16 protein-coding genes and 3 pseudogenes are annotated in these 22,381 nt (G+C 71.3%); 10 read left to right on the top strand and 9 right to left on the bottom strand.

Annotated features, from left to right (window positions below; genetic code table 11):
* The first annotated feature begins 267 nt into the window (after window positions 1-267).
* On the top strand, window positions 268-1,473 hold the full coding sequence (locus ABZW18_RS22020) for a serine hydrolase domain-containing protein (RefSeq protein WP_356189859.1): 1,206 nt from the start codon (window positions 268-270) through the stop codon (window positions 1,471-1,473).
* A 153-nt stretch (window positions 1,474-1,626) separates the two neighbouring features.
* Here ABZW18_RS22020 and ABZW18_RS22015 read toward each other — a convergent pair whose 3' ends face one another.
* Together ABZW18_RS22015 and ABZW18_RS22010 are read right to left on the bottom strand one after the other, a co-directional pair.
* Entirely contained in the window at window positions 1,627-2,115 is a 489-nt protein-coding gene (locus ABZW18_RS22015; RefSeq protein WP_356189857.1) for an Asp23/Gls24 family envelope stress response protein, read from the bottom strand.
* A 446-nt stretch (window positions 2,116-2,561) separates the two neighbouring features.
* A complete protein-coding gene (locus tag ABZW18_RS22010; RefSeq protein ID WP_356189922.1) occupies window positions 2,562-2,960 on the bottom strand; it encodes an ATP-binding protein in 399 nt (132 codons plus the stop codon).
* Between the two features lie 459 nt (window positions 2,961-3,419).
* Between ABZW18_RS22010 and ABZW18_RS22005 the strand changes: the two genes are divergently transcribed.
* Both ABZW18_RS22005 and ABZW18_RS22000 read left to right on the top strand, forming a co-directional pair.
* Window positions 3,420-3,890 (top strand): hypothetical protein, encoded by a 471-nt coding sequence (locus tag ABZW18_RS22005; RefSeq protein WP_356189855.1) that lies wholly within the window; start codon window positions 3,420-3,422, stop codon window positions 3,888-3,890.
* A 461-nt stretch (window positions 3,891-4,351) separates the two neighbouring features.
* A complete protein-coding gene (locus tag ABZW18_RS22000) occupies window positions 4,352-5,260 on the top strand; it encodes a BTAD domain-containing putative transcriptional regulator (RefSeq protein WP_356189853.1) in 909 nt (302 codons plus the stop codon).
* 110 nt (window positions 5,261-5,370) lie between these two features.
* On the opposite strand, the pseudogene ABZW18_RS21995 reads toward ABZW18_RS22000, so the two are convergent.
* The 3 genes and pseudogenes from ABZW18_RS21995 to ABZW18_RS21985 form a co-directional block, all read right to left on the bottom strand.
* Window positions 5,371-5,643, bottom strand: a pseudogene (locus ABZW18_RS21995) (SIP domain-containing protein); the annotation flags it as partial.
* Window positions 5,644-5,897: 254 nt separating this feature from the next.
* On the bottom strand, window positions 5,898-8,138 hold the full coding sequence (locus tag ABZW18_RS21990) for a family 2 encapsulin nanocompartment cargo protein terpene cyclase (RefSeq protein WP_356189851.1): 2,241 nt from the start codon (window positions 8,136-8,138) through the stop codon (window positions 5,898-5,900).
* 585 nt (window positions 8,139-8,723) lie between these two features.
* A pseudogene (locus ABZW18_RS21985) lies at window positions 8,724-9,035 on the bottom strand (short-chain fatty acyl-CoA regulator family protein); the annotation flags it as partial.
* 1 nt (window position 9,036) lies between these two features.
* Here ABZW18_RS21985 and ABZW18_RS21980 point away from each other — a divergent pair.
* Window positions 9,037-9,441, top strand: a pseudogene (locus tag ABZW18_RS21980) (3-hydroxyacyl-CoA dehydrogenase family protein); the annotation flags it as partial.
* Window positions 9,442-9,546: 105 nt separating this feature from the next.
* Complete coding sequence (locus ABZW18_RS21975; protein ID WP_356189849.1) at window positions 9,547-9,930, top strand: RNA-binding S4 domain-containing protein; 384 nt, start codon at window positions 9,547-9,549, stop codon at window positions 9,928-9,930.
* Between the two features lie 9 nt (window positions 9,931-9,939).
* Here the strand turns inward: ABZW18_RS21975 and ABZW18_RS21970 are convergent, their stop codons facing one another.
* The 3 genes from ABZW18_RS21970 to ABZW18_RS21960 are packed head-to-tail and all read right to left on the bottom strand — an operon-like array spanning window position 9,940 to window position 12,868.
* Window positions 9,940-10,776, bottom strand: coding sequence for an ABC transporter ATP-binding protein (locus tag ABZW18_RS21970; RefSeq protein WP_356189920.1), 837 nt, complete (start codon window positions 10,774-10,776; stop codon window positions 9,940-9,942).
* A 47-nt stretch (window positions 10,777-10,823) separates the two neighbouring features.
* Complete coding sequence (locus ABZW18_RS21965; RefSeq protein ID WP_356189918.1) at window positions 10,824-11,795, bottom strand: iron chelate uptake ABC transporter family permease subunit; 972 nt, start codon at window positions 11,793-11,795, stop codon at window positions 10,824-10,826.
* Window positions 11,796-11,851: 56 nt separating this feature from the next.
* A complete protein-coding gene (locus tag ABZW18_RS21960) occupies window positions 11,852-12,868 on the bottom strand; it encodes an iron ABC transporter permease (protein WP_356189916.1) in 1,017 nt (338 codons plus the stop codon).
* Window positions 12,869-13,035: 167 nt separating this feature from the next.
* Between ABZW18_RS21960 and ABZW18_RS21955 the strand changes: the two genes are divergently transcribed.
* From ABZW18_RS21955 to ABZW18_RS21940, 4 genes are all read left to right on the top strand, one after another.
* The gene (locus tag ABZW18_RS21955; RefSeq protein ID WP_356189847.1) at window positions 13,036-14,067 is read left to right on the top strand and encodes an ABC transporter substrate-binding protein; all 1,032 of its coding nucleotides are present in this window, start codon (window positions 13,036-13,038) and stop codon (window positions 14,065-14,067) included.
* A 6-nt stretch (window positions 14,068-14,073) separates the two neighbouring features.
* Window positions 14,074-14,313: a hypothetical protein gene (locus tag ABZW18_RS21950; RefSeq protein ID WP_356189845.1), complete on the top strand. Its 240-nt coding sequence runs from the start codon at window positions 14,074-14,076 to the stop codon at window positions 14,311-14,313.
* A gap of 105 nt (window positions 14,314-14,418) precedes the next feature.
* Window positions 14,419-14,835, top strand: coding sequence for a VOC family protein (locus ABZW18_RS21945; protein WP_356189843.1), 417 nt, complete (start codon window positions 14,419-14,421; stop codon window positions 14,833-14,835).
* Window positions 14,836-15,111: 276 nt separating this feature from the next.
* The gene (locus tag ABZW18_RS21940) at window positions 15,112-15,837 is read left to right on the top strand and encodes a response regulator transcription factor (protein ID WP_356189841.1); all 726 of its coding nucleotides are present in this window, start codon (window positions 15,112-15,114) and stop codon (window positions 15,835-15,837) included.
* A gap of 376 nt (window positions 15,838-16,213) precedes the next feature.
* Here the strand turns inward: ABZW18_RS21940 and ABZW18_RS21935 are convergent, their stop codons facing one another.
* Complete coding sequence (locus ABZW18_RS21935; protein WP_356189839.1) at window positions 16,214-17,227, bottom strand: class I SAM-dependent methyltransferase; 1,014 nt, start codon at window positions 17,225-17,227, stop codon at window positions 16,214-16,216.
* A gap of 687 nt (window positions 17,228-17,914) precedes the next feature.
* Between ABZW18_RS21935 and ABZW18_RS21930 the strand changes: the two genes are divergently transcribed.
* The coding region (locus tag ABZW18_RS21930; protein ID WP_356189837.1) for an AMP-binding protein at window positions 17,915-22,381 on the top strand (4,467 nt) is incomplete at its 3' end.

Below are 22,381 nucleotides of genomic sequence, written 5' to 3'. Positions count from 1 at the left end.
GCCTCTCACCACCCCCTACGCGCCGGGTCGGCCGCCGGGTTCGACCCAGGAATGCAGTGAGTATCACTGCCCCCGCGGCGAACCCGCGGAGCTCGCCGTGCGTGCCGCGTACGCCCGGCGCCAGGAGCTTCCGCGGCGTCCGACGGCGCGGTTCACCCCGGATTGTCAGTGGTCCGGTGGACAGTGGTAGCGACCGACGCAGGGTGTGGCAGGCCCGGCGGCCGACGGCCCGTCAGTCCGAGCCGATCCGGAGAGAGGAATCCCGGCATGAGCAAGGGGCAGCTGTCCAAGGAGAGTCTCAACCGCATGCATGACGTGCTGGCCAGGTACGTGGAGGACGGCGTCGTGCCCGGCCTGGTGTCCGCGGTGAGCCGGCGGGGTGAGACGCACATCGAGGTGATGGGGAGCAAGGAGCTCGGCGGCGCCGTCCCGATGCACCGCGACACCATCTTCCGGATCTCCTCGATGAGCAAACCGATCACCGCGGTGGCCGCGATGATCCTGGTGGAGGAGTGCGTGTTGCGGCTGGACGATCCGGTGGACGGATTCCTGCCCGAGCTGGCCGGCCGCCGGGTTCTCAAGCGGCTGGACGGTCCGCTCGACGAGACGGTTCCGGCCAACCGTCCGATCACCCTGCGCGACCTCCTGACGTTCCGTCTCGGCTTCGGCATGCTGATGGCGCCGGATACGTACCCGATCGTGCGGGCCGCCGCCGAGCGGGGGCTCGCCGCCGGACCGCCGAGGATGGCGACGCTCCCCGAACCGAACGAGTGGCTCCGCGGCTTCGGGGAACTGCCGCTGATGCACCAGCCGGGAGAGTCGTGGATGTACCACATCGGGTCGGCTGTCCTGGGCATCCTGATCGCCAGGGCTTGCGGCCGGCCGCTGGAGGACTTCCTGCGGGAGCGCGTGTTCGCTCCGCTCGGTATGAAGGACACCGGCTTCAGCGTCCCACCGAAGAGCCGGGACAGGCTGGCGACCAGCTACGCCGTCGATCCGGGGAGCCGCTCGCTCGTGCTCTATGACGGCGTCGAGAACAGCCGGTGGGCCGAGCCGCCCGCCTTCCCGGACGGCGGCGCCGACCTTGTCTCGACGGTGGACGACTATCTGGCCTTCGCCCGGATGATGCTCGGCAAGGGTGCGTACGCAGGTGCCCGGATCCTGTCGCGCCCGTCGGTGGAGGTCATGACGATGGATCACCTGACCCAGGAGCAGAAGGCTCGCTCCGCCCTCGTACCCGGCGAGTGGGACGCGCGGGGATGGGGCTTCGGCGTGGGGGTGCGGACCGAACGGGAGGGCCTGGCCTGCGCCGGCCGGTATGGCTGGGACGGTGGGATGGGCACCACGTGGTTCGCCGACCCGACGGAGGAGCTGACCGGCATCCTGCTCACCCAGCGGATGTGGGAGTCGCCGCAGGCACCGAGCATCGCCGTCGACTTCGAGACCTTGGCCTACCAGGCGATCGACGGCTGACCCGCACTCCCGAGGAACCGCTGGTCGGAAGTCGATCCTCCTGCACAGGGGCGCGGCCGGAGACGAGGGGGAACGGGCAATGGGGCGCGACCGCCGCCGGGCAGCTGCCCGGCGGCTTCGCGTCGCGCTCGCGGCGCCCTCGCGGTGGCCTGGCTACTCGACTCGCCGTCCCTCTTCTTCCTCTTCCTCGTCAGGCAGCTTCACATCGCTGACCTCGATGTTCACCTCGACGACGTCCAGGCCGGTCATCCGCTCGACGGCAGTGATCACGTTCTCCCGGACGGCGCCCGCAACGTCGGTGATCACCACGCCGTACTCCACGACGATCTCCAGATCGACCGCCGTCTGTACCTCGCCGACCTCGACCTTCACCCCGCTGGTGACGGACTTGCCGCCGACACCGGGCACACGCTCCCGCATGGCTCCCATGCCGCGGGCGAAACCGCCGCCCATCGCGTGTACGCCGGGGACATCCCGGGCCGCCAACCCGGCGATCTTCGCAACCACGCCGTCGGCGATCGTGGTCCGCCCACGGGAGGCCGCATCGCTTCCGCGCCGGCCCCCGAGGGTCCTACCGGCAGGCTCGCCCGTGGATTCCCCGCGGCGGGTCTCGGGCCGGTTCGGCTGTCCGGTATCTGTCATCGCCGTTCGCCCTCCAAGGAGAAAATGCCGACCTTCGCTCTCTGCACTCTGCACGCTATGCGTGATTCGTTCGTTATCGCCGCTTGGATGCCGCATGCGGGGGATTCGAATCGCGAAAACGGTGGCTCGGACGTCACCCGGGCCCGCCGTTCCGCAGCAGCCCCGGCGCCCTCAACCCGTACATGGCCCGTCCGCGGGCGGATGCGGATGGAGCCCGCCGACCCGGGCAGAGTGCGCCGTCGGGCCACAGAAGGCGGTGAGCTGGGGCGGAGAGGCGGTTCGGCGGCCGGCTGAGCCGGAGGGGGAGCGGGGTCCGGAGCACAGGGCGGCGGGGGTGGGGCAGGTGGCCGGCGCGGAATCGGTGCGAGGGCCCGCGGCACTGATGGAGCGGTGTCCGCGGAAAGCCCGGTGGGGGTGGACGAGGCGGGCCGGTGGCGCGCGTGAAGCTACCGCGGCAGGTAGGCGTGGATCGTCTTTCCGTCGCCGGGCCCGGGGGTGATCGTGACGTGGTGCGCGAGTCGGCGCACCATGGGCCAGCCGAAGCCCCCGGTGCCGCCGTTCAGGTCGGGCACCCGCTCGCGGGGGAGCCTGGGGCTGTGGTCGCAGACGGCGATCTCGATGGCCTCGGGGTGGGCGGACAGGATGAGGGTGCACTGTCCACCGGCGTGCCGATGCGCGTTGGTGACGAGCTCGGAGACCACGAGCACGACGGTGTCGGCCGCATCGGGGTCCGGAGCCGGAGCGAGGCCCTCCGTGAAGGTGCGGGCGGCGTCCCTGGCGTGAGCAATGGCGGAGGGGTCCCCGTCCACAACGGCGATCCGCGACGGGGCTGCAATGCTGCTCATGTACTTGCCGTTCATGCGTGATACACCCCGTTTCTGTAAGTGTCGGCTGTCTTTCTTCCAACGACGCCTCTGCCCGATCGGCAAGCCTTTACACTGCGCCGGAAGCAAGACGTGTGTGACTCTATGTGATCATCTTGGGCTGCGGCCAAGGCAGACGGCCGCCTGGCGAGCGTCTATGGGACGGCGGTCCCTCAGACCACCTCACGCCTCGCGGCCGGCCGGTCAGCCGGCTCCCACACCCGGCGGTCGACGCATGGTCGTCGAGCGGAGCGGCCGTGGCGAGTCGCCGGTCGACGAACGATCGCCGCTTGCCCCATCTGTCCGTAAGTGTTCCCGGGGTGCGGCCCGCGCAATCTGCCCTACAACCTCTGGGCTGGGTGGTGTGTCTACTTCCTTGCGTGGATGGAGGGATTGATGCGGGAGTGTCGGACTTCCTTCCCCTTCTCCGCCGTAACACCCATGGGGGAAGACATGAAGCGGATGAACAACCGGACGCTCGTACGGCGGGGCGCGGCGCTGGTCGCGGCGGCGGCAGCTGTCACCCCAGTGAGCGCCGCCGGTGCTCAGGCCACCGACAGCCGGGCGGCGTCGACGGTGCAGACCAAGCAGATCGCGTCCTCCGTCCTCGGCCGGGACCAGAAGATCACGCTGACCGCGCTGCGATCCGAGAACGACCAGTACGCCGCCTCCGTACGCATGCAGGTCTACGCCTACAGCGGCGGTGCGTGGAAGGAGACGGACCGGGTCACGGTCGGGGAGGTGGAGGGCTGGTTCTGGTTCCCGCTGACCGGCAGCGGCGCGGTGTGCGAGTTCTCCACGGCGAGCACCGACCCCGCGCCGATCTCGGTGAGCCTGCTGATCACGCCGTCGATCGGCTGCTCGGCCGCGGAGCAGTACCGCCTCGAGGACGGAAGGATCTACGCCGACTGACGGCTGACGACCTTCTCCGGCGCCCTGACGACCTCTCGTCCGACGTCCGGACGCCCTGACGCCTTGCCGTTCGGATGGGGTCGAGGTTCTGACGCCTTGCCGTTCGGACGGGGTCGACGTTCTGACGCCGCCGTTCAGACGGGCCGACATTCTGACGCCTTGGTTCGGCTTCGGGCTCCTGCCCCATGCCTCGCGGGAGGGGCAGGAGCCCGCGGTACAGCGGTTGTTGGGCCGCGAGCGGATAGCCGACGCAGGTGGCCGGCCGGCCGCCCCCGGCCCCGCGCGCCCCTCGCCGCGCGGATATGCTGCCGAACGGCCGTCGCGAGTACCGCCACGCGCGGAGCCTGCGCTGACGGTGACCCCAGGCCACGTCGTCTTGCGCCGGACCTTCGAAAACGTACCGGCGGGTCACGCCGTTGGGATGGGCGGTGTACACGGACAGCGTTGAGGACAATGGGCAGGTGACCTACCGCTACCGCGTACTCGGTGCCACGCAGGCGCTCCGCCCGGACGGCACCGAGGTGTCACTCGGCGGGGCACGGCTTCGGGCGCTGCTGGTCGCGCTGGCCATGGGTGGCGGGCGGCCGGTGCCGACGGGGCAACTGATCGCCCGGGTATGGGACGAGGACGATGTTCCCCCCGCCGACGAGACGGCGGCGCTGCAGGCGTTGGTCGGGCGGCTACGGCGGACGCTGGGCAGGGAAGCGGTGGCTTCGGTGCCCGGGGGTTACCGGCTGGCGGTGGAGCGGGACGACATCGACCTCTTCCGCTTCGAGCGGCTGGCGGCGCAGGGCGCCGCCGCGCTCGGCGACGGCGACGCCGGGAAGGCGGCAGTGCTGCTGGACGAGGCGCTCGCGCAGTGGCGCGGTCCCGTGCCGGCGGATTTGCCGGGACGGTTTGACGGGGATCCACTGGCCGTACGGGCCGATCGACTGCACGTGGAAGCGCGCCGGACCCGGCTGGCGGCCGAGGTGGCGCTGGGCCGGCCGGAGGGCTCTCTGGCCGAGCTGGCGGGGCTGGCCGCGGAGGAGCCGCTGGACGAACCGTTGCAGGCGCTGCGGATCCGGGCACTGCGGGCGGCGGGGCGGCGGGCCGAGGCGCTCCAGGCGTACGAGGACGTGCGTCAGCGGCTGGCCGAGCGGCTCGGCGTCGATCCGGGGAGTGAACTGCAATTCCTGTACGCCGAGTTGCTGGTAGAGGGCGTCGCACCGGCGCCGGCCCCACGCAGCGCCAACACCTGTCCCGGTACGGGAAGCCCCGGCCGAAGCGGACGCCCCGCGCCCGGCAACCTCCGCGCCCGGCTCACCTCTTTCGTGGGCCGCGAGGCCCTGCCGACCACGCCCCGCGCGACAGCCGGCGGATACACATAGCGTGTGCGCCGGGCCCGCCTCGCCGGGCGGGGTGAAGCACTTGCCACGTCCGCCCGCAGGAGGCCCACCACGATCAGGCCCTTTCCCGGCGACGGTCGGAAGCGCGGTGTTCAGCCGTTCTCCTGGGGGAGTACGCCGTCCGCCAGCCGTTCCTGCGCCTCGGCGAGATCCTCCTCGGTCGGGGCGTCGTCCTGAGTGAGCTTGAACCGCCAGTACCCACTGAACTCGACGGACCGCTTGTCCACGCCGCGCTCTTCGACGAGGTGCCGGCGCAGAGCCCGAACCGCCCCCGACTCACCGGCGAGCCAGCCGAACACCGAGCCCGGCGGGAAGTTGGCACCACGCACGGCTTCGACCAGTGCGTCGCTGCGGCCGGCGGGCACCTTGACCTTCCCTTGGCCCGGAGCCGGGGATGCTTGCCTCCTGTGTCCGGCCGTGCGGAGCCGGAGGCGGGACGAGAGCGGACGAAGGCCCTGGTGAGAGCGTCGGCGGCGGACCGGAGGGGGCGAGCGGCCGGGCTGGGCGGAGTGCGGCTTGCCGGGCAGGAGGAGCGGAGTGCGGCTTGCCGCGCCGGCTGCAGGTCGCCGCGCGGGCGGCAACCTGCAACCGACGCGCAGACGGCTCGGCCGGAGCGGCGCTACCGGTGCCATCCGGCGGGCACGATGATCCGCGCCGACGAAGTCCCCAGCCCGGTGGGGCCGTCCAGGGCGACTGCCGCCCCTCGCTCCGCTCCGGCGCTGCGCCGCAGGTCGGCCTCCGCGTACCGGTGGCAGCCCTGGTGCCAGATCAGGATCCCGGAGAGCCAGTTCTGGAGCTCACGCACGTATCCGTCCAGGATCCGGCGGGCGTCCTGCCCCAGATCGAAGTCGTCGTACAGCACCGGCAGCTCGTTCGCGGCGACGTGCTGGAACTGGCGCATCCGGGAGGTCATCAGATCGTTGACGATGGCGAGTGCGGTCGGGTAGTCGCAGTCGAAGAAGTTCTGGACGACGAGGACGCCGTTGTGCACCTCACCCTCGAACTCGACCTCCTTCTGGTAGGAGAAGACGTCGTTCATCAGGCAGGCGTAGTCGGAGGCGGCGTTCTCCAGGGATCTCAACGGCCCGCTGCGGTAGATCTCGGGCGGCACCTCCCGGCCGTGAGCCAGCCGGCACAGACTCATGGTGAGATCGGAGCCGAAGGTCATCCGGCGCATCTCGATGTAGTCGACCGGGTCGGGGATGCGGTTCTGCGCCTGGTTCGCGAGTTCCCAGAGCCAGCTGGAGGTCATGTTCTCGATGGCAGTGCGGAACTGGCGGCGAGCGTTCGACGTCATCGGGCCCGCCGTACGGGACCACAGATCGCCCAGGCCCCGTTCGAGTGCGTTCGCCGGCACGGGGGTGACGGCGGAATCCACGGGCATGAACGCCGACAGCCGCTCGTTGCACAGCTTCGCCCCGGCCATGTCCCGGGTGCGGCCGAAGACGACCGGGAAGTAGTCGTCCCCGTAGGTGCCCCAGGTCAGCCACCCCGACGTCAGGTCGAGTTCCTCGAGGGAGGCGTCCGGGTGGATGCCCGCGGCGCACAGGGGGAAATCGAAGTCCTCGACCTTGCGCTCGTCCCAGATGCCGGAGCAGGGGATGCCCGGCTGAGGCTCGAGCATTCCCATCCGGGCCGCCCACTCGACCACATTCCGGCGGGAGGCGGCCAGGTGCGGGCTGAGCGTGGTGGTGAAGGGCATGAAGAAGTCGGGAAGCTGCGACGGGCCGACCCGTTGGTACGGGATGTGGGTGAAGCTGCGGACCCTGCCCGCGCCGATCAGCCCGGCGGCCTGCTTGATGTCGGCCGCCGACGTGCCCAGTCCGCCGGCGGTGAAGAGGAACCGGCCGGCCGAAGGGGCTGAGTCCGCGCCGCCATTCATATAGCGGCTCGAGCGCAGGTGCCACTCGTGGCCGCCCGACTGCCAGTCCTGGAGCCCTCTGACGTACGCCAGGGCGTCGGCGCAGGACTGCGGATCCAGGCTCTTCTCGGCGAAAACGGGGCCGAGTTCGGTGAGAGCCGTGTTCTCGAACTGCTGGAGCCGGGAGGTGAGAAGGTCGTTGACGGCGTCCGCGGCCTGCTGGGTGGTGCAGTCGAGAAACGTCTCCAGGACGAGGACGCCGTTGCTGAGCTCGCCCTCCTCCTCGGTCTCCCGCTGATACGAGAACAGGTCGTTCCGCAGGTGCACGCCGTCGGCGAACGTGTCCTTGAGGACCCTCATCGGCCGAGTGCCGGCGATCGCCGCGGGAACCTCGGCACCCACCGCGTGCTCCACCAGACCGGCCGACCAAGGTGCCCCGCCGACCTTGCGGCGCATCTCGATGTACTCCACCGGGTTGGGGATCCGGTGAGCGTTGATGTTGGAGAGCTCCCAGAGCGACTCGTTCAGCAGGTTCTCGGTGCTTTCGGCGAACCGTGCCCGCCAGTCCATGGACATGCTGGGTACGGTTCGGGCCCACAAGTCCGCCAGACCTGCCTCAACAGGATTTCCCGGTACGGGAGTTCCCGCGCTCAGATCCATCGGCATGAAGGCCGGCAGCCTGTCCAGATACTCCTTGCCGCCCTCCCTGTCCTGCGTGCGCTTGAAGATCTCCAGGAAGTGGTCGTCGAAGAAGAACACCCACACATACCAGTCGGTGACCAGCGAGAGCTCCGGGCCGGAGGTCTCGGGATGGGTGTAGCCGCACAGCAGGGCGTAGTCGTGGGAGTCGAGGTCGTGCTGGTCCCAGATGCCGGAACCCTCCAGCATCCCCATCTCGCGGGCCCACTTCCTGGAGTGCTCCCGGGCCTCCTCGACATGGGGGTTGAGTCGCGCCGGGTACGGCATGTAGAAGTCCGGCATTTCAAAAGGCTGTGTCACGCTTGCCCGACCTATCTCTGCTCGTCGAACTGTCCTGGGACGTTCCGGTCGTTCCGGTCGTTCCGGTCGAAACGATGACGGCGGGCGGGGTGGCCTGCTGCCCTTCTCGGCCCATCCCAGGCTGCCTCTCTGATGCGACGTCATCGTTGGGCATCGGAACGATCGGTACCGCATCGATCGGCACAGCCCTACCCCCGCCCCCATACGGCTATCCAGGTGCAGAAACAGTCATATGATCATGGTTGGCCCGAGTTGGCACAAGGTCTTTACCGACGCTCACCTGCGGCGCATGGAGGAGATCATGCGCGCCGTCGCCATCCCTCCCTTTGGACCGTCCACCAGCGGGGCTACCAGCAGGGCCCGCCGCAGCCCGGTCCGTACGGACATCCGGCTCAGGCGGCTCCGCAGCAGCAGCCCAGCCCGTACGGTGCGCCGCCCCAGCAGCCGGGCAACTACGGGATCCCGCAGCAGGGCAATCCCTACGGCGGCTGAGCCCGGCCCGTGACCAACGCATCAGCGGGCAGGCGCGGTTCGTGGGCTCCCGGACCGGGCGCGCGCCTGCGGTACGGCGGGCCGGCGCCCGGGTCAGGACGTGACCGGGTAGGGCACGAAGGACGAGCTGTTCTCGTCGATGGCCAGCCGCAGGCCGAGCGGAGGGACCGCGCGCTGGGGGCAGCCCAGACGCTCGCACACCTTGCAGCCCATGCCGATGGGGGTCGCCGCGCGCTCGTCGTCCAGATCGAGGCCCGCGGAGTAGACGAGCCGTGACGCGTGGCGCAGTTCGCAGCCCAGTCCGAGGGCGAAGGTCTTGCCCGGCTCGCCCCAGCCGCCACGGTTGCGGGTGACCGTCCGCGCCGTCCACAGATAGCGCTGCCCGTCGGGCATGGCGGCGACCTGGGTGGTCTCCTCGCTGCACACCGCGCCCAAAACGCTCCGTGTCATCGAGGAGTTCGCCGAAACGGCCCTCAGCCGCACCGTCGTACGGTCGAAGGACCGCGCCGGCTTCGTCGTGAACGCCCTGCTGGTCCCGTACCTGCTGTCCGCGATCCGGATGGCGGAATCCGGCTTCGCCACCGCTCAGGACATCGACGCGGGCATGGAACTGGGCTGCGCCCACCCCATGGGGCCGCTGAAGCCGGCCGACCTCATCGGTCTCGACACCGTCGCCTCCATCGCGGAGTCGCTCTACCAGGAGTTCAAGGAACCGCTCTACGCGCCGCCCCCGCTGCTCCAGCGCATGGTCGAGGCCGGACTGCTGGGCCGCAAGAGCGGTCGTGGGTTCCACCCGTACCCCCCGGGATGAGGGTCCCGGGTGCCGCGAGCGGGGCGCCGACGGTGAGGGGGACCGTCGGCGTCCGGCTCGGCAGCGCCGCGCGGAGACACGAAGTCCGGGCCTTACAGTGGGGGCATGGCTGCGGATGAGGGCACCGTACGGATCGACAGTTGGATCTGGTCCGTGCGGCTCACGAAGACCCGTTCGATGGCGGCCTCGGCCTGCCGTGCCGGCCACGTCCGCGTCAACGGCGAACGCGTCAAACCGGCCCACGCGGTCAGGGCCGGGGATGAAGTACGGCTCCGCCACGCCGGACGCGACTGGATCGTTGAAGTCTCACGCATTGTCCGGAAGCGGGTGGGAGCCCCCGTCGCCGCGGAGTGCTACATCGACAAGAGTCCGCCGCCACCGCCCCGCGAGGAGATCGCCGCGGTAGGGGACCGCGACCGCGGCGCGGGGCGCCCGACGAAGCGCGACCGACGCGAACTGGAACGCCTCCGTGGCCGCGGAGCACCGTAGAGCCCCGCTTCACATCACCTGTCCTGCCGGGTCCGGAAGCCGGGCGCCGTCGCGCCGCCGAGCCGCGGGGACCACCAGAGGCGACCCCGTCTCCGGGTCGTCGATCACCCGGCACGGCAGCCCGAACACCTCCTCCACCAGCTCCGCCGTCACGATCTCGCCCGGCACTCCCTCCGCCACCACCTCCCCGTCCCGCATGGCGATCAGATGCGTGGCATAGCGGGCCGCGTGGTTCAGATCGTGCAGTACGGCCACCAGGGTGCGCCCTTCCTGCTCGTGCAGCCGCGCGCACAGGTCGAGCACCTCGATCTGGTGGGCGATGTCGAGATACGTCGTCGGCTCGTCCAGCAGGAGCAGCGGCGTCTGCTGCGCGAGGGCCATCGCGATCCACACCCGCTGCCGCTGCCCGCCGGAGAGCTCGTCGACCGGACGGTCCGCCAGGTCCGCGACCCCGGTCGCCGCCATCGAGTCGTCGACGATCCGCTCGTCCTCCCGCGACCACTGCCGCAGCAGCCCCTGGTGCGGATACCGGCCGCGGGCGACCAGATCGGCGGCCGTGATTCCGTCCGGCGCGATGGACGACTGCGGCAGCAGACCCAGCGTCCGCGCCACCTTCTTCGCGGAGAGCGTGGCGATGTCCTGCCCGTCCAGCAGCACGGTGCCGGATGCCGGCTTCAGCACCCGCGACAGCGCTCGCAGCAGCGTGGACTTGCCGCAGGCGTTCGGACCGACGACGACCGTGAAGGACCGGTCTGGCACGGCGACGGTCAGCCCCTCGGCGATCGTCCGCCGTTCGTAGGCGAGGGTCAGCTCGCTCCCGCTCAGCCGCGCTGCGCCGTGGCCCATGTCCCGTACACCGTCCTCGCTCCGGATCTGTCTCTGGATCTCGTCCCTCATATCCGTCCCGCCCTGCGCTCCGTGGCGAGCAGCCACACCAGATAGCCGCCGCCCAGCACACCCGTCACCACACCGACCGGCAGTTGCTGCCCGGCGATGAGGCGCTGCGCGGCCAGGTCGGCGCCGACCAGCAGGGTCGCGCCCACGCACAGCGAGGGAAACAGGTTCGGGCCCGGCGCCTTGGTCAGCCGCCGCGCCAACTGGGGTGCGGTGAGCGCCACAAAGGACACCGGACCGGTCGCGGCCGCCGCGAAGGAGACCAGCAGCACCGCCGCCACCAGCAGCGCGACACGGATCCGCGCCACCCGTACGCCCAGGGAGATCGCCGCTTCGTCGCCCATCTCCAGCATGCGCAGCGCCCGTCCGCAGCCGAGGAGCACCACCGGCACCAGCACGGCCATGACGGCCAGCAGCGGCAGGGCGTCGCCCCAGCCGCGCCCGTCCAGGCTGCCCGTCAGCCACATCACGGCCCGTGCCGCGTCCATGATCTGAGCCCTGGTCAGCAGATAGCCGTTGACGCCGGTGAGGATCGCCGCGACGCCGATGCCGACCAGCACGAGGCGGTTTCCGTGCCCGCCGTGCCGCCACGCCAGGGCGTGGATCAGCGCGCCGGTGAGCAGTGCGCCGATCACGGCGCCGCCCGCGAGTGCCAGGCTGCCGCCCCCGATGACCACGATCGCGGTGAGCGCCCCGGTCGCCGCACCCTGGGTGAAGCCGAGGACATCGGGGCTGCCCAGGGGATTGCGCACCAGGGACTGGAAGACCGCTCCCGCCAGTGCCAGCGCGCCGCCGGCCAGCAGGGCGGTGACCACCCTCGGCAGCCGCACCTCGTTGACGATGAAGGCGTCCGCCGGGGCGCCCTCGCCGGCGAGCGTACGGAGCACGTCGGCCGGGCTCATCGGGTAGTCCCCGCTGCCGATCGCGAGCACCCCCGCGGCGAGCGCCAGCAGTGCGCATCCCACGCCCATGGCCGGCGCGCGCGGCGCGAAGCGTAGCGAGAGCCCGCCGGAAGTACGTATGACGCTCACGCCCGTGCCACCTTCCGATGCCGTACGAAGTAAAGAAAGAACGGCCCGCCCAGCACGGCCGTGATGATCCCCACCTGAAGCTCGCCGGGGCGCGCCAGCATCCGTCCCAGCACATCCGCGCCGAGCAGCAGTACGGGCGCGAGCACCGCGCAATAGGGCAGCAGCCAGCGGGGATCGGGCCCGGTCAGCGCCCGCACCAGATGCGGAACCATCAGCCCGACGAAGACGATCGGCCCGCAGGCGGCGGTGGCCGCACCGCACAGCAGCGTCACCGCCACCATGGCGGCAGCGCGGATACGGGCCGGGCGCGCGCCGAGCGCCCGCGCCGAATCGTCGCCCAGCGCCAGGGCGCCCAGCGGGCGGGCCAGTGCCAGGGCGAGCAGCAGGCCGGCGCCCATGAAGGGGACCAGCTTCGCCACCGTCCCGGCCTGCGCGGTGGCCAGCGAACCGACCGTCCAGAAGCGCATCCTGTCCAGCGAGGCCGTGTCCAGCAGCATGACCGCGCTCACATAGGAGTAGAGCGTGGCGTTGAGCGCGGCGCCGGCGAGTGCCAGCCGCGCGGGAGTCGCTCCGCGCCCGCCGCCCACGGCGTACACCAGGAGCGAGACGGCCGCGGCTCCCAGAAAGGCAAACCACACATAGCTGTTGAAAGAGCCCACTCCCAGCAGGGAGACGGCCGAGACCACGGCCGCCGAGGCGCCCGCGTTGATGCCTAGCAGTCCGGGGTCGGCCAGCGGATTGCGGGTCAGCACCTGCATCACGCCGCCGGCGAGCCCCAGCGCGGCCCCGGCCAGCAGCCCCAGCACCGTGCGCGGAAGCCGCATTTCGTGGACCACGGTGTATCCGTCGGAGCCGCTGTCGAAGAGCCCTTGCCACACCTCGCCCGGGGAGAGCTGCTTCGCGCCGACCGCGATGCTGAGGCAGAGGACGGCCAGCAGAAGCAGCGCGGAAGCGAGCAGTCCGGCGGCGCGCAGCGCTTGGCGCCCGCCGGGTGACCGGGTGCGGGGCGGCAACGGCGCCGCCGAATCCGCTGTCGTCTGCGGTGACTTGGTGAAGGACACGTGCGCGCTCCGGTTGCGGGCGGAAAGCCGGAGCCATCCGGCCGCTGGATATCTACTTAGGTTAGGTTAACCTAACTTTTAATCCCCACGGCCCCCTGCGTACGAGAGAAGACACAGCCATGCCTCACGCCAGAACCGCGAACCTCTCCCGCCGCGGCCTGCTCGCCGCCGGCGGCGCCGCCGGCCTCGGCGCCCTGCTCGCCGCTTGCGGCGACAGCGGCGGCTCGGACGCGGCCAACGGCGGCGGCGCGGCGGGCGCCTGGGCGTTCACCGACGACCGCGAGAAGAAGGTCACCGCCAAGAGCACCCCGAAGCGCGTCGTCGCCTTCACCGGAACGGCCGCCGCCCTGCACGACTTCGGGCTCGACGATCAGATCGTCGGCGTCTTCGGCGAGACCGAGCTGAAGAACGGCAAGCCGGACCCGCAGGCCGGGAATCTCGACATCCGCAAGGTGGAGATCCTCGGCAATGTCTGGGGCGAGTTCAACATCGAGAAGTACGCGGCCCTGCGCCCCGAGCTGCTCGTCACGCACATGTACGACCCGGACGCCCTCTGGTACCTGCCCGAGGAGAGCAGCAAGAAGATCCTGAAGCTTGCGCCCAGCGTGGCCATCACCGCCGCCCGCGTCCCGCTGCCCGAGCCCATCAGGCGCTACGCGGAGCTCGCCGAGTCCCTCGGCGCCGACCTCAAGGCCAAGAAGGTCACCGACGCCAAGGCCCGGTTCGGGGCCGCCGCCGAGACGCTGCGCAAGGCGGCCAAGGCCAACGGCGGTCTCAAGGTCATGGCCGCCTCCGGAAGCGCCGACCTTTTCTATGTCTCGAATCCGAAGAACAACACCGACCTGATGTACTTCCGTGAGCTCGGCGTCGACCTCGTCGTCCCCGAAAAGCTCGACAAGGGCGGCTACTTCGAGAGCCTCAGCTGGGAGAACGCCGACAAGTACGAGGCAGACCTGATCCTGCTGGACCAGCGCACCTCCGCGCTGCAGCCGAAGGACCTGACCTCCAAGCCCTCCTGGTCGAAGCTTCCCGCCGTCAAGGCGGGCCAGGTCGCGCCCTGGGACGCCGTGCCCCGCTTCTCGTACGCGGGCGCCGCCCCGCTCCTGGAAAACCTCGCCAAGGCCGTGTCGGACGCAAAGAAGACCGGCTGACGTCACGTGGCAGTCGCCGTCCTGGGCGCGGTCCTGGGCTCCCGCTTCGGCGCCCTGCTCCCCGCCGCCCTCGCGGGTACGGGCTCGCTGCCGGCCGCGTCGGCAGCGGCCCGTACGGATGCCGACCGGACAGCCGTCGCGGACGCCTTCGCCTCCGGAGTCGGCGCCGCCCAACTGGTCGGCGTGGTCGCGGTCTTCCTCGGTGGCTGGGTCGCGGCGCTGCTGCTGCGCAGGGCCGCCTCGTAGGACGACGTCCCGCCCCCGGCCCGTCGGCGTGCGGAGTCGCTTCGGGGGTAGGGACTCCTGTGATGCGGTCCGCGGGACTGCGGGCGGGGACGAGGGGATGCTGCGATGGCGGTAACGAAGACGAGTGTGCTGGTGCTCGACTGTGCGGAGCCCGAGGCTCTGGCGGACTTCTACGCCGAACTCCTCGGCGCGGAGGTACGGATGGGCATGCATCCCGACTTCCTCGAAGTCGTCGGCCAGGGCGGTGTGAGCATCGCGATCCGCCGGGATCACAGCCTCGCGCCGCCGAGCTGGCCGCGCCCGGACGACTCGCAGCAGGCACACCTCCACCTCCTCGTCTCGCAGCACGACATGGATGAAGCGGAACGCGAAGTGATCGGCCTCGGCGGCAGACCACTGGACACCAAGCACAACGGCGGCCCGCGGGACGTACGGCTCTACTCCGACCCTGCCGGACACCCCTTCGCTCTGGTCGCCCGGGAGGGACGCACCGCGGACGAATCTCCTCTCGACTCTCCGTGATGAACCCCGGCCCGCTCCCGGGGCCGTGAACCCCGGCCTGTAAAAAGGGGTCGGGGTTCGTTTGCGCGCCGCAACCGCCGGCAGCCCCGTTGACCACTTTTCGAACGCACTGTGTGAACAGTGCTGGGGAGTTCCGTATCCCGCTGGTGACTGCGGGTGACAAGTCCGCGGGAGTTTGCAGGTTGGGGGAGGGGAAAACCGATGCACTACCTCAGCGAGTCGTCGCCCAAGAGCATGAGTGCGTTAGGCGGGCCGGGCCCGAAGGAGCCGGGACTGGTGGGCGGGAAGGATGCCGATGGAGTGTCCCGGCAGACGAGCGGCCTGCGGGTCTTCGTCGTGCATCCGCACGAGATGATCCGGCGCGGACTCGCGGCCATGATGGATGAGCTCGGCAGTGTGGCCCGGGTGGACGACTTCGGCGACCCCGACGCCGCGCGCCGCCGACTCGAGTCGGCGCGCGTCGATGTGATCGTCTTCCCCTGCGCGGGCGACGACACCATGCGGCGCCTCGCAGCGGCGGGCCACGAGCGCCGTACAGCGGCGGGCCACGAGCGCCGTACCAGGACACTGTGTCTCCTGGAGGGAACCGACGAGCCGCACTTCGCGGTGGCGTCCGAGATCTCCGCCGATGGATTCCTGCTGACGACCGATCTCACCGTGGTGTCCCTGGAGGACGCGCTGACCCGGCTCGTCCGTGGGGAGATGCCACTGCCCGCGACCCTCGCGCAGTGGATGTTCCGGCGGCTCCGCAGCCGGGCACCGCAGCGCCCCAGCCGCCCCTATCTCCTCACGCCGCGTGAGCACCAGACCCTCTGCCTGCTCGCCCAGGGCATGAGCAACAAACAGATCGCCAAGAGCCTGGAGATCTCGGAGCACGGTGCCAAGCGCCACGTCGCGAACGTCATCGCCAAACTCAACTGCCCCAACCGCACCCTGGCCGTCGCCCTGGCCCTGCGGGAGGGCATCATCGACGAAACCCACCGCGCGGGGATCGGCAGTTGACCCGGCTGTGCCCGCCGGCGGTGAGCCTGCCGCCGCCCCCGGAGCTGAGCCTGCCGCCGGGGGCGGCGATGTCGTCAGGGTGAGTGGTCCTGGATGCTGAACGCCTCGGTGAGCCATGAGGTGGGGTCCGGAAAACACCTGCGGGCCGGTGGGGGAGGGGTAGGCGCGGGATGCCCTCGAACACCCCCCAGCCGTAGAGCAGGGTGAGCACATGCACCGTGGCCTGCTCCGATGACACATAGCGGCCGTCCAGCCAGATGTACGGCGTGGGCGTCACGTACAAGGGGGCCTCCCTCGGCGGTCGGTGGGGCCGGCGCGGGCGGGGTTCCGGTCGCGGTCGTGGTCGTGATCTCGGTCAGGGTCGCGGTCGCGAGGATCACTTCGTCGCGACCAGGAGCGGCGACGGGGCGAGTACGTCGACTGCCTCGACGGAGCGGAAACCGGCATCGGTCAGCCAGGCCCGGTAGTCCCGCATGGTGAAGACGTCTCCGTGCCGGGAGAAGAGCAGCAGATCCGTCGCCGCGAAGACCAGCGGGATGTCCGGGCCGGTGCGGTCGTCGTCCGGGATCATGTCTCCGATCAGCAGCGTTCCGCCGTCCCGGAGAGCCGCGTACGCCTTCTCGATCAGCCTGCGGCCCCACTCGGGCCCTTCGGTGTGAACGATGTATCCGAGCGTCACCAGGTCGTACCCGTCCCCGAAGGGCACTTCACGCAGATTCCCCGAGATGTGCTCGTAGCGGTCGGCGACGCCGAAGCGCTCGGTGAACTTCCGTGTGATCGCGGTGACTTCGGGGTGGTCGACCGTGGTCACCCGTGCCTCGGGGAGCTCCAGTGCGAAGGCGAGGGACCAGGCCCCGGAGCCGGCCGCCACGTCCAGGACCCGGCGGATGCCCGCGCGGGTGCGCTCCGGCAGCGCGCCGACCGCGGCCCGCGCCGCGCCGAAGCTCATCGGGAACCAGGCCGATACGAGCTGCGGGAAGTGTTCGCGGCCTGCGCTCTCCTCCTCCCACAGGGCGGTCGGTTCTCCGGTGCGCACCACATCGGTCAGGCGCGACCAGGACGGCCACAGCAGCCGGGTCTCGCGGCACATGTCGCCGAGGTAGGACGGCGAATCCCGGACCAGGAACCGCCGTGACACCGCCGTGAGTTCGTACTCCCCGCCGTCCTTCTCCAGGTACCCGAGGGCGACCAGGGCGTCGAGGACCCGCAGGACACCGCGCGGCGCCGCACCGGCGGCCTCGGCGATGTCGGCGGCGGTGCGAGCTCCGGTCGCGAGATGTGAGAAGAGTCCCAACTCCACCGCAGTGAGCAGGACTTGGGTCGCCCGTGGAGCCCACAGATCGTCGATGATCTGCTCCGGGGTGACGAAGGTGCTCGCCTCAGGCGGCATGATCGGGTCTTCCCTTCTGGCGCGCGGGCCGGGGTCCGGGCGGCGCGGGTCCGGGCCCGGGGCCGCAGTCCGCGGCCCGTAGTCCGTGGACCGTGGGCCGAGTTCAGGTTCGGGTCCCGAGCGAGGACGTATCGCCGTGGGCTGTTCGACACCGCGGCCCCGGTGCCGGAACCGCCGTGGACACCGGCGGTGGTGCCTCCCCAGGTTCGAGGAGCCTCGAGCACCGGGGCAGCCTCGAAGTGCATGGCAGTTGGGCCAGGGCGGGGGTGCCCGTTCGGCCACCCCCGTACGGCTTTCCACCCGGCGCCGCGGCAGCACCGGTGCGGCGCACTGCAACGGCGAACGCAGGCCCGGGAGCTGCCCCCGGGGCCGGATTCGGCCGCTGAGCGCAGCGGTGGCGAGCGCGGGCGGCACAGGCGCGCCCTCGTGGACAGCCGTGCCGGGGAGGAGGGTCCGCGACGAACACCGCGCCCGTCGCCTCGCGCGCACGAGGACGGTGCCCGCACCACCGAGCGGGGTTCCTGGCGGATCGCAGTGCCCGTACGGGTACCCCCCGGATCACCATTCGGCCCCCTCGGGCGGGGCTGTGGCGGTGCCGTCCCCAGAACTGATGATCGAAAGGGGGAGTGACGGTGCGATCCGTCCTGACGAGCCGTTCCCGAGACCATCAGACAGGGGATCACCGACATGACCGTCAGCGCTCTGCGCGGCACCGGGCTGCACGCGAGGCTCTGGGAGATCCTGCGGGAACGGGTCGAACGGGATCCGAGCGCGACCGCTTTCACCTTCCCCTCCTTCGACCAGCGCACCGGCCTGGAACTGCCCCCCGGCCACCTCACCCGCGAGGAGCTCGACGGCCGGGCCCGCGCAGTGGCCGCGACCCTGCAGGGGCACGGCGCGGGAAACCAGCGGGTCCTGCTCCTGCTTCCGCCAGGACCGGACTTCGTCGCGGCGCTGTTCGGCTGCTTCTACGCGGGCGCGTGCGTGGTGGCCTGCGCCCCGCCCGAGGCCGGGCCCGCCGGACAGGGCGAACGGTTCGTGCAGATCGGTCTGGACGCCGAAGTCGCCGCTGTCATCGGCCACAGCGAGCAGTCGGCGGAGCTGCGCCGGGCCTGGACCGACGGCGGCGCCCCCGAGGCGGCCTGGATCGAGATCGACGGCGGGACGGCGCCGGCGGATCTGTGGGTGCCGCCCAGGACCGAGGGCCGCGACCTCGCGCTCATGCAGTACACCTCCGGATCCACCGGCCTCCCCAAGGGGGTCATGGTCTCCCAGGACAACCTGCTGGAGCAGCTCCAGGTGTTCCGCGATCTGGCCGAACTCCCCGACGGGGCCGAGGTCGTCACATGGATGCCCGTCTACCACGCGCTCGGCATCGCCGGGACGGTGACCATGTCGCAGTTCATCGGCGGCCGGTGCACCCTGCTGACGCCGGACGACTTCGTCGCCGAACCCTTCCGCTGGCTCAAGGCGATCTCCGACGCCACCGCCCCGGTGTTCAGCTGCGGGCCCAACTTCGCGTACGACCGATGCGTCGAGCGCGTCACCCCCGAGCAGCGGGAACGGCTCGATCTCAGTACGTGGCACTCCGCCTTCAACGCCGCTGAGCGCATCCAGCGCCGTACCATCGACGCGTTCACCCGCACCTTCGAACCGCACGGCTTCCGCCGTGAAGCGTGGTTCCCGGGGTACGGGCTCACCGAGGTCACGCTCGGCGTCAGCGGCCGCCGCGGCCCCGACCCCCTGGTGCTCACGGTCGACGCCGCCGAGCTCGAGCAGGGCAGGGCCGAACAGCTCGGCCCCGGATTACCGGACCGCTCAGCCGAGTTGGTCGGCTGCGGCGTACCGCACCCACGGGTCCGGATGCTCGTCGTCGACCCCGAGTCCCGTACCGAATGCGGCCAGGGCGAGGCCGGTGAGATATGGATCGGCGGCGCAGTGGTCAACCAGGGCTACTGGCGGCGCCCGGACCGGACCGAGGAGACCTTCTCCGGACGGCTGGCGGACGGCGAGGGCCCCTTCCTGCGCTCCGGAGACCTGGCCTTCCGGCACGGCGACGAGCTGGTGGTCTGCGGCCGGCTGAAGGAGCTGATCATCATCCGGGGGCGCAACATCCACCCCCAGGACGTGGAAGCCGCCGCACGCCGCGCCCATCCCGCGCTCGCGACGGCGCCCGCCGCCGCGTTCTCCGTCGACGCCGAGGAGGGCGAACGGCTCGTCCTCGTCCAGTCCGTCGAGGACGCCGCCGGCCTGGACCTCGCGGCCCTCGCCGCGGACGTCCGGGCCGCCATCACCACCGAACAGGAGGTCGAGGCGCACGCGGTGGTGTTCGTGACACCCGACGGCGTCCCGATGACCGGGAGTGGCAAGATCCGCCGTACGACGTGCCGGCAGGCCTACCTCGACGGAGAGCTCGACCCGCTGCACACCGCCACAGCGCCCGCCATGCCCGCCGCCCCCTCCGCGCCCGTCTCGTCCACCGCCCCGGCCGAAGGAGCGGCGGACGGCGCGCAGGGCAGCGCCCCCCTGCGCGACATGGTTCTCGCCCTCCCCATGGAGCTGCGCGGGCAGGTGCTGGCCGCCGAGGTCCGCCGGCGGATCGCCGCCCTCCTCGGCACCGGCAGCCCGCACGACGTGCCGGGGGACCGCCCGCTGATCTCCCTCGGCCTGGAGTCGCTGCGCACGGTCGAACTCCGCTACGGGCTGGGCCGGGACTTCGGCGTAGCCTTGCCGATGGCCGGATTCCTCCGGGGCAGCGTCACCGACGTGGCCTCCCGCATCCTCCGCGACCTGGACGGTGACGGCCCGCAGGGCATGGTCTGGCCCGAGCTGACCGCCGACCCCGCGGCCCGCCACGAGCCGTTCCCGCTCACCGAGATCCAGCACGCGTACCTCGTCGGCCGTGGCAGCGCGTACGACCTCGGCGGCACCTCCATCCACCTCTACACCGAGTACGACTGTCCGGATCTGGACCTCGAACAGCTGCGCCGGGCGCTGCACGCGCTCGTGCAGCGCCATGAGATGCTCCGCGCTGTGGTGTCCTCGGACGGCAGCCAGCGCATCCTGCCCGACGTGGGCGAGGTGCCCGTCACCGTGTACGACCTGCGCGCCGCCGCCCCCGGCCGCCTCGACGCGCACCTCGGCGAGATCCGCCAGGAGTTGGGCCATCAGGTGCTGCCACTGGACACCTGGCCGATGTTCGACATCCGGGTCACCCGGGTCGGGGACACCCGGGCGCGCGTCCACGTCAGCCTCGACCTGCTGGTCGCCGATGTGGCCGGCATCCGGCTGTTCTTCCTCGAGCTCGGCGACCTCTACGCGGGCCGGGGCACCGAACTGCCCCCGCTGGAGGTGTCCTTCCGCGACTATGTGATCGCCGCGCAGGGCATCCGCGCCACGGAGGCGTACGAGAAGTCCCGGGCGTACTGGCTGGAGCGGACCGGCACGCTGCCCCCGAACCCTCAGCTGCCGCTGGTCGCCACCGGTCTGCCGGCGGGCACCGAGGCCCTGCGCCGGCGCCGCCACTCCCGGCTGGACGCAGAGCGCTGGACCCGCGTCAAGGAGTGGGCGGCGGCCCGCGGCCTCACCCCCTCCGCCGTGCAGCTCGCCGCCTACGCGACCGTCCTCGGCACCTGGAGCCGGAGCGGTCACTTCACCATCGACGTACCGCTGTTCAACCGGCACCCGCTGCACCCGGGAATCGACCGGATCATCGGCGACTTCACGTCCGTGACGCTGCTCGAGGTCGACCTCCGTGCGGGCGGCGGCGTCGCCGGTCTGGCCGAGCGCATCCAGCAGCAGCTGTGGAAGGACCTCGACCACCGGTTCTTCAGCGGCGTGGAGGTCATGCGCGAGATCACCCGCGAACGCGGCCTGCCCGCCTCGGCCTTCGCCTCCGTCGTGTTCGCCAGCGCTCGCGAGCAGGGCCGTGACCGGGAGTTCCGGCAGGGCGACCTGGGCGCGAACTGGCTCGGCGAGACCGTGCACGCGGTGTCGCAGACCCCGCAGGTGCTGCTCGACCACCAGGTGTACGAGGACCGCGGCGCCCTGACGTACAAGTGGGACGCGGTCGAGGCGATGTTCCTGCCCGGCGTCATGGACGAGATGTTCGACGCCTACGACCGGCTGCTGCACGCCCTGGCCGAGGAGGAGAGCGCCTGGGGCCCGGAGAGCGCCGATGTGCTGCCGGAAGCGCAGCGGCAGCTCATCGACGAGGCCAACGACACCGCCGGACCGAACCCCGACGGGCTGTTGTGCACCGCCGTCGTCGAGCAGGCGCTGGCCCGTCCCGACCGTACGGCCGTCATCGCCTCGGGCCGTGCCCTCACCTACGGCGACCTCTACCGGCACGCCTGCCGGGTCGGCCGACGGCTGCGCGAACTCGGAGCGGTTCCGAACCAGTTGGTCGCGATCGCGATGGAGAAGAGCGTCGAGCAGATCGTCGCGGTGCTCGCCGTGCACCTCTCCGGCGCCGCCTACCTGCCGCTCGATCCGGACCTGCCGCGGAGCCGGCAGGACTGGCTGCTCGAGCACTCCGGCACCCGGCTCGTGCTCACCCCGCCGGAGGGCCAGAGCCGTACCTGGCCCTCCGGTGCGGTCGGGCTGGCGGTCGATCTGGACGCCGACGGCGACGACGCGCCGCTGGCCCCCGTACAGGACCCGGCCGACCTGGCCTACGTGCTGTACACTTCGGGGTCCACCGGCACGCCGAAGGGCGTCGCGGAGTCCCACCGGGCGGTGCTGAACACCGTCGCCGACTTCGCCGAGCGTTGCGCGGTGACACCCGGGGACCGCGCCCTGGGCCTCTCCGCCCTCGGCTTCGACCTCTCCGTCGCCGACATCTTCGCCGTGCTGGGTGGCGGAGGCGCACTGGTGCTCCCGGAGCCGCAGGCGCTCGGAGACCCCGCCCGCTGGCTGGAGTTGATGGCCGAGCACCGGGTCACCCTGTGGAACTCGGTCCCCGCGCTGATGCGGATGCTCGTCGAGCACCTGGGGAACCCCGACGGCGCGGCCACGGCCGCCCACCCCGGTCTGGACGCGCTCCGCGAGGTCTGGCTCTCCGGCGACTGGATCCCCGTCGACCTGCCGGGGCGGGTCCGGGCCTGCGCGCCGACCGCCCGCGTCGTGGCGGCCGGCGGCGCCACGGAAGCGGCG

It is taken from the genome of Streptomyces sp. NPDC004647 (assembly GCF_040609575.1).
Lineage (GTDB): Bacteria > Actinomycetota > Actinomycetes > Streptomycetales > Streptomycetaceae > Streptomyces.
This window is presented reverse-complemented; position numbering and strand designations above follow the sequence as displayed.

What these genes read in the sequence shown, in the direction of transcription:
- ABZW18_RS21945 (WP_356189843.1), top strand. Translation starts at nt 14,419, where the DNA reads ATGGCGGTAACGAAGACGAGTGTGCTGGTGCTCGACTGTGCGGAGCCC.
- ABZW18_RS22020 (WP_356189859.1), top strand. Translation starts at nt 268, where the DNA reads ATGAGCAAGGGGCAGCTGTCCAAGGAGAGTCTCAACCGCATGCATGAC.
- ABZW18_RS21935 (WP_356189839.1), bottom strand. Translation starts at nt 17,227, where the DNA reads ATGCCGCCTGAGGCGAGCACCTTCGTCACCCCGGAGCAGATCATCGAC.
- ABZW18_RS22010 (WP_356189922.1), bottom strand. Translation starts at nt 2,960, where the DNA reads ATGAGCAGCATTGCAGCCCCGTCGCGGATCGCCGTTGTGGACGGGGAC.
- ABZW18_RS22005 (WP_356189855.1), top strand. Translation starts at nt 3,420, where the DNA reads ATGGGGGAAGACATGAAGCGGATGAACAACCGGACGCTCGTACGGCGG.
- ABZW18_RS21970 (WP_356189920.1), bottom strand. Translation starts at nt 10,776, where the DNA reads ATGGGCCACGGCGCAGCGCGGCTGAGCGGGAGCGAGCTGACCCTCGCC.
- ABZW18_RS21955 (WP_356189847.1), top strand. Translation starts at nt 13,036, where the DNA reads ATGCCTCACGCCAGAACCGCGAACCTCTCCCGCCGCGGCCTGCTCGCC.
- ABZW18_RS22015 (WP_356189857.1), bottom strand. Translation starts at nt 2,115, where the DNA reads ATGACAGATACCGGACAGCCGAACCGGCCCGAGACCCGCCGCGGGGAA.
- ABZW18_RS21965 (WP_356189918.1), bottom strand. Translation starts at nt 11,795, where the DNA reads ATGGGCGTGGGATGCGCACTGCTGGCGCTCGCCGCGGGGGTGCTCGCG.
- ABZW18_RS21975 (WP_356189849.1), top strand. Translation starts at nt 9,547, where the DNA reads ATGGCTGCGGATGAGGGCACCGTACGGATCGACAGTTGGATCTGGTCC.